Source organism: Bacillus sp. 105MF (genome assembly GCF_000374885.1).
Taxonomy (GTDB): Bacteria; Bacillota; Bacilli; order Bacillales; family Bacillaceae_G; genus Bacillus_A; species Bacillus_A pseudomycoides.
The window spans coordinates 1-4,716 of the sequence record NZ_KB895652.1 but is presented as its reverse complement, the minus strand read 5'-3'; the positions used below and the strand labels follow the sequence as shown (position 1 = coordinate 4,716).

General features: G+C 33.5%; 5 protein-coding genes. 3 read left to right on the top strand and 2 right to left on the bottom strand.

The features are described 5' to 3' along the window. A partial coding sequence (locus tag C564_RS0131060; RefSeq protein ID WP_018768173.1) for an IS4 family transposase occupies positions 1-1,256 on the bottom strand: 1,256 nt, incomplete at its 3' end. Between the two features lie 189 nt (positions 1,257-1,445). On the opposite strand from C564_RS0131060, the gene C564_RS0131055 reads away from it, so the two are divergent. Together C564_RS0131055 and C564_RS0131050 are read left to right on the top strand one after the other, a co-directional pair. Next, positions 1,446-1,844, top strand: coding sequence for a BlaI/MecI/CopY family transcriptional regulator (locus C564_RS0131055; RefSeq protein ID WP_018768172.1), 399 nt, complete (start codon positions 1,446-1,448; stop codon positions 1,842-1,844). Positions 1,845-1,846: 2 nt separating this feature from the next. Beyond that, positions 1,847-3,724 (top strand): beta-lactam sensor/signal transducer, encoded by a 1,878-nt coding sequence (locus C564_RS0131050; RefSeq protein WP_026008770.1) that lies wholly within the window; start codon positions 1,847-1,849, stop codon positions 3,722-3,724. 187 nt (positions 3,725-3,911) lie between these two features. On the opposite strand, the gene C564_RS37965 is transcribed toward C564_RS0131050, so the two are convergent. Next, positions 3,912-4,160, bottom strand: coding sequence for a hypothetical protein (locus tag C564_RS37965; RefSeq protein ID WP_231382379.1), 249 nt, complete (start codon positions 4,158-4,160; stop codon positions 3,912-3,914). A gap of 236 nt (positions 4,161-4,396) precedes the next feature. On the opposite strand from C564_RS37965, the gene C564_RS0131040 reads away from it, so the two are divergent. After that, on the top strand, positions 4,397-4,716 hold a 320-nt coding region (locus C564_RS0131040; RefSeq protein WP_018768169.1), incomplete at its 3' end, for an IS6 family transposase.

The following is a 4,716-nucleotide window of genomic DNA, read 5'->3' as shown; positions in this document are numbered from 1 at the left end:
AAGTACAGATGATCTTGAATCATATAAATTGCTTTATATTCACTTAATTCTTTTTGTTTTTTCTGTAGTAACAGCTGTCGCATTTTGAACATAGTAGAAGAACAAAGAAAAATAGCGATTAACTGCCCATAAAGATGGCATTCTAGACGCTCTCGTTTAATATTTTGACAATGATTGATACCAAAAAGAGATTTCCATGTTTTAAATACAATCTCTATTTGCCAACGTAATGAGTAGATATAATGAACCTGTTCCATCGGAACAATTTCCCATGGTATGTTGGTAATATAAATATTGATTTCTGTTAAACGTTTACTTTTTTCAGAGTATGTAACTCCTTTTTTCTTTTCAACATAAGATTGCTGTTTCCTACGCTTATGAATTTGAGTTGATGTAAGTCTGTATATTACAACTCGTGAGGGCAATTTTTGTTGTCCAATATAGGCATTCCGAATTTCATAAGTATCCCCTGGTTTTATCTGATGCATGATATCTTCAAGGTTAAGTAAAACATATAAAGATTGCTTTTTTACTGTCCCATCCCGAAAGAATTCTGGAAATTCATTTTTTACATATACTCTATTATTTAATTTCAACCGTGAAACATAGAATACCCCTCGTTGATCCATCTGGTCTAAATCTTTTAGAGAAAAGTATCCTAAATCTCGAATACATAAATCTCCTGGTCGTAAGGTATCCAAACACTCTGTTCCAAAGGTTTTATCATTATTTTTACCTGGTTCCATTTGAAAATTGAGGAATTTCCCACTATGTAAATCATACTCTAGTTGAATCTTAATACCGGCTGTTTGTGCACATCCTCCTGAACCAGGATAAATAGGAGCTAAATGATTGGGTACTTGAAAAATAGTAGCATCTAAAATACGTATACGTTGAAAATAAGAGGTGTATTGGTTTGAGATTCGAGACGAATCGTTTAGTTTGCTTTTGATTAAAAGGGAAAATACACGCTGTAGAAATAAAACAGCGTATCGGTTAAAACGTTGATTAAGTCCTTCTGTACTCATGAGTGTAGCTGTATTTGCATAAAGTTGACTACATAATCGAGTGAGGGAATCGCTTGCTACCTGTTGACTAATCCAGATACATAAAGCAGCCAAATCTTGTGCGCCATACTTGCTTTTACGTTTTACAAAACCTGTCTCTTGTGCAAGCTGTTGAAGAATATGTGGAGATAGATATCGCTGTAGTTCTTCAGCGAACAAATGAAACTCATCTTGAATCGATAGATTCATACAAAAACGCCGTCCTTCCTGTATATTTCTACAAAAAGAATAGCGTATTTTCATTGTTTTTTGGGATTAATTTCTAAAGTTTCATGAGAATGTATTTACAAACCTAAAATATGGTTGACAATTAAGGATTACATTTGTAATATTAATTTACAGATTACAAATGTAATACAAGGGGTGGAATTTTATAAAATGAAAGAATTACCTAAAATATCGGAAGCTGAATTGGAAATCATGAAAGTTCTTTGGTCAAAATCGCCTCAAACAGCAAATGAAGTGATTGAAGCACTAGAGGTAATGATGGATTGGAAACCGAAAACGATTCGAACGCTTATTAATCGATTAGTCCAAAAAGAGGCTGTTTCTTACCATCAAGATAAAGGGCGTATGTATGCATATTATCCTTTAGTGTCGCAAGATAGTTATCTACAAGTAGAAACAAAATCGCTCCTCAAACGTTTCTATGGTGCAGCATTTAAACCTTTACTTGTGAATTTTTTAAAAGAAGAAAAACTTTCTTCAGAAGATATTAACGAACTCAAACGTATTCTGGATGAGAAGACTGAGGAAAATCAGAGGAAGGATAGATAATGATGATAGATATGCTTGTAAACGTCTATCTACCTCGATTTTTTGATTGGGTGATAGAAACATCCATTATGGCAAGTATATTAGTTGGTTTAATCTTATGTGTCAAAATCTTGCTTAGAAACAAGTTAACCCCGCGATGGCAGTACATGTTATGGATGATATTAATTGTAAGACTTCTATTACCATGGTCACCAGATAGTTCCTACAGTATCTACTCTATTCTTTCGTACAGTAATGGAACTTCTGATACCTTTTACCAAGAGCCTGTAGCTGTTTCTTCTTCAAAAGAGCGGACAGATATAGGCGATACAAAGATAGTCACAAAAGAAGATAACTATGCATCTGATTTAACACAACCAGCCGAAAGTAAGAAACAAACGCACAGTAATAAAAAGCCACAGGATGATACGTTTTCATTTTATACAATCGCTCTATATATTTGGCTTGCTGGGGTTATCATTCTAGGTTTTGCCACCATCATTATGAATAGGCGTTTACTTCTCTACATAAAAAAACAACCTGTTATTACAGATGAAAGGATTGTCAAAATATTTAAGAGCTGTAATAAATCTATGTCCGTTCAGCAGGATATCCCACTCCTCTTAGCTGGAAAAATTGCAAGTCCAACTGTTTTCGGATTTTTTCGACCAAGGGTGTTATTGTCAAGTGCACATATGAAAGTATTAGATGATCAACAACTACGATATATTTTTTATCATGAATTGGCTCACATCAAAAGAAAAGATGTCGGTGTGAATTGGCTTATGCATGGCTTACTCATCCTAAATTGGCTTAACCCGATTCTTTGGTATGCCTACTCATGCATGCGGGAAGATCAGGAACTGGCATGCGATGCATTTGCTCTTACATTTATAGATTCAGAGGAAAAACTTGCATATGGTCATACCATTATTACCCTTTTAGAACACTACTCAAGTTATTATCAAGTACCAAGCTTAGCGAACTTAAGTAGAAATAAAAGAACATTAAAAAGGAGAATTCTTATGATTAAAAAATTTCAAAAGAAATCTTATCGTTGGTCTGCATTTGGAGTTGTTGCTATTATTGCTGTATCATCTGTATCTTTATTAAATGCACATGCAGATATACCAACTAACCCGCAGAAAGAACAAACTGAAGTGAAAAATAATATCAAAGAAGCAAAAGCACAAACTAAAGTTCCTATTCAGCAAATTGTAGAAAAGATGATTGGTACAAAAGAACAAGCATTTGCAGAATTTCATATTTCAGAGGGTCGATATGAATATATACTTCAAGAAATGGAAGTGGTACGGAATCTGTTAACAAAAGAAGAATTTGACCAATTAATCAAATTGCAAAGAGAGGAGTATATCATAGACAAGAAGATAAAATCAGTAGGGACATTTGAAAATTTAGAACCAGAAGATCAAAAAAAATTAGAGGAGAATGGCAAAGCTATTGAACCATTATGGGGAAAAATTTATTCACATTTCACATCTCGTTCATTTGATTTTCCATACAAGAAACCAACTTATGTAGCGAAAGGTTATGAACTAAAGAGGGGAAAAGTTGAACCAGTAATTACAACAAAAAAGCTGAATCCTATCATTAACTCAGAATATAGAGCCGGGGAGTTTGGCTATACAATTTATCAATCCGCCGTTTTAGAAAAAGGAAGGGATCCATTTTACTTTTGGATTAATGATAACGATAAGATCGAAAATTATGAACGAGAAGGAGCAAAATTCACGTTTGCTAAAATGACGGGAAGCAATGTAAAGGGCATGAAGATGATTGTTCCTGCAAAAGGAAAGGACAATGCCTATCAAGTTGTAATTATTGACGATGTTTTAAATAAAGCTGAATTAGAGAAAATCATGATTTCCTTTTTAAAATAAAAAATAGAGTCTCGAGAAAAAAATCTTGAGACTCTATTTTTTATTTGAGTTTGAAAGAAATCTTCATGTGTTAAAAGAAATTAATAATTTATAGAACAAAAAAGTGAGATGAAATTTGTGTTTTGGGGGTACTGTAAAATCTTAGCTTGATGGGCATGTGGTGGGACCCCTTTATAATAAATAAAATTTACCCTTTATGTTTTGTTAGACCTTCTGATAAACATTCGATCATCTTTTTCATCATCTTCGAAAAGGTAGGTTCTCCAATCTCATGTCGATGTAAAGGAATAAGTATGGTTGTCCGAAAAAGGCCAATAAGTACTTCGGCATCATCTTCTGTAACACCTTTTTTCTGTAAAAATTCAACAAACTCCAAAGAACTATTTAAATCTTCCTTTGCATGTTTATCTAGAAGTTCCTTAGGAAGTCTTTTCACAATTCGATCATATTCACCTCTTTGATAAAGGCTTTGTAAAAATGGATTTTGTTCTATAGTTTTAAAAGATAATTCAAAGAAACGAATTAAAAGTTCTTTTGGAGGTAGAGACTCACACATAATTTCTGAAATAATTGTATTTTTGGTTCTGGTACAAAAACTCTAAGGATCTTGCAAGTAATCTCCTAAACTTGGACATACTAATAGTATTACTCTAAAAAAGGTGTGTGATCGGTATGGAAAAGGAAAATTTATTCAAATGGAAGCATTATCAACCTGAACTAATTTTATTAACAGTAAGATGGTACCTACGGTACAATTTGAGCTTCCGTAACCTAGTGGAAATGATGGAGGAAAGAGGGTTATCCATTGTTCACACAACGATTATGCGCTGGGTTCATCAATATGGACCCCAATTAGAAGAGAAAATACGACATCACCTTACATCAACAAATGACTCGTGGAGAGTCGATGAAACATATATTAAAGTAAAAGGTCAATGGATGTATCTGTATCGTGCTGTTGATTCGCAAGGAAATACAATCGATTTTTGCCT